The sequence below is a fragment of the Shinella pollutisoli genome (genome assembly GCF_024609765.1).
GTDB lineage: Bacteria > Pseudomonadota > Alphaproteobacteria > Rhizobiales > Rhizobiaceae > Shinella > Shinella pollutisoli.
Genome location: NZ_JANFDG010000065.1, coordinates 1 through 1,321, shown reverse-complemented (window position 1 = coordinate 1,321; position 1,321 = coordinate 1). Strand labels below are relative to the sequence as shown.

The window sequence follows — 1,321 nt, the reverse complement described above, 5'->3', positions numbered from 1 at the left end:
TGAACCGGCCCGGCTTTTCCGGAGACCGTTTGGTTTAAGTTATGCGGCCAATGCTGGCGCGTCCAACATGGCATAGTATCGTTCTTCTGCCTCGGCTGGCGGTATGTTGCCGATGGGCTCCAGAAGGCGTCGGTGGTTGAACCAGTCGACCCATTCCAAAGTGGCGAACTCCACGGCTTCGAAGTTTCGCCACGGTCCTCGCCGATGGATGACCTCGGCCTTGTAAAGACCGTTGATCGTTTCAGCGAGAGCGTTGTCATAGGAATCGCCAACACTCCCGACAGACGGCTCGATGCCTGCTTCCGCCAGCCGTTCGGAATAGCGAATGGACACATATTGCGAGCCGCGGTCGGAATGGTGAACGAGCCCGCCACGGTGGACGGGCCGCCGATCATGAAGCGCTTGGTCGAGCGCATCGAGCACGAAACCCGCATGGGCAGTCCGGCTCGCCCGCCAACCGACGATGCGGCGAGCGAAGGCATCGATCACGAACGCGACGTAGACGAAGCCATGCCAAGTGGCCACATACGTGAAATCAGAAAGCCAGAGCATGTTCGGCGCGGGTGCATGGAAGTGCCGGTTCACCCGGTCGAGCGGGCATGGTGCGGCCTTGTCCGACACGGTGGTTTTGACGGGTTTGCCGCGAATGACGCCCTGTAGTCCCATGCCCCTCATAAGCCGAGCAACCGTGCAGCGGGCGATGTCGTAACCCTCCCGTAGCAACTGCCGCCAGACCTTGCGCACGCCATAGACCTGGAAGTTCTCATTGAACACCCGGCGTATCTCGACCTTCATGGCAATGTCGCGTCGGGCGCGGGCCGACAGACGGTCCACGTCCGTGCGCTTGGCGATGACCTCATAATAGGTGGACGGGGCAATCGGCAGCAGTCTGCAGATCGGCTCGACCCCGAGCACCGAGCGGTGTGCATCGATGAAGGAAATCATCGCTTCAGTGGGCGGTCGAGCTCCGCCATCGCAAAATACGCAGAGGCTTTGCGCAAAATCTCATTGGCCTGACGAAGTTCCCGGTTCTCCCGCTCCAGAGCTTTCATCTTCTCCGCGACGTCACTCGGCAAACCTACACGCTTGCCGCTGTCTACCTCGGCCTTCTTCACCCATTCATTGAGTGTGTGCGCCGAGCAGCCGATCTTGGCGGCTATGGAAGACACAGCCGCCCATCGCGAAGGATGCTCCGCTTCATGCTCAACCACCATTCGAACGGCGCGAGCGCGGACTTCAGGAGAAAATTTGTTTGTCGTCTTGCTTGTCATAGACCCTACTTCTCACGAATTGGGGTCTCCGGAAAAGCCGGGCCGGTTCA

1 protein-coding gene and 1 other annotated feature are annotated in these 1,321 nt (G+C 59.8%); the gene reads right to left on the bottom strand.

All coding sequences use genetic code 11. The features are described from left to right. Positions 1 to 39: 39 nt before the first annotated feature. A protein-coding gene (locus NNZ72_RS25330) for an IS3 family transposase (protein ID WP_257318454.1) occupies positions 40 to 1,271 on the bottom strand; the annotation gives its coding sequence in 2 pieces (ribosomal slippage) (positions 40 to 980 and positions 980 to 1,271; 1,233 coding nt in all). After that, positions 871 to 987: a sequence feature (AL1L pseudoknot), on the bottom strand. Its footprint overlaps the gene before it by 117 nt. Positions 1,272 to 1,321: the final 50 nt, after the last annotated feature.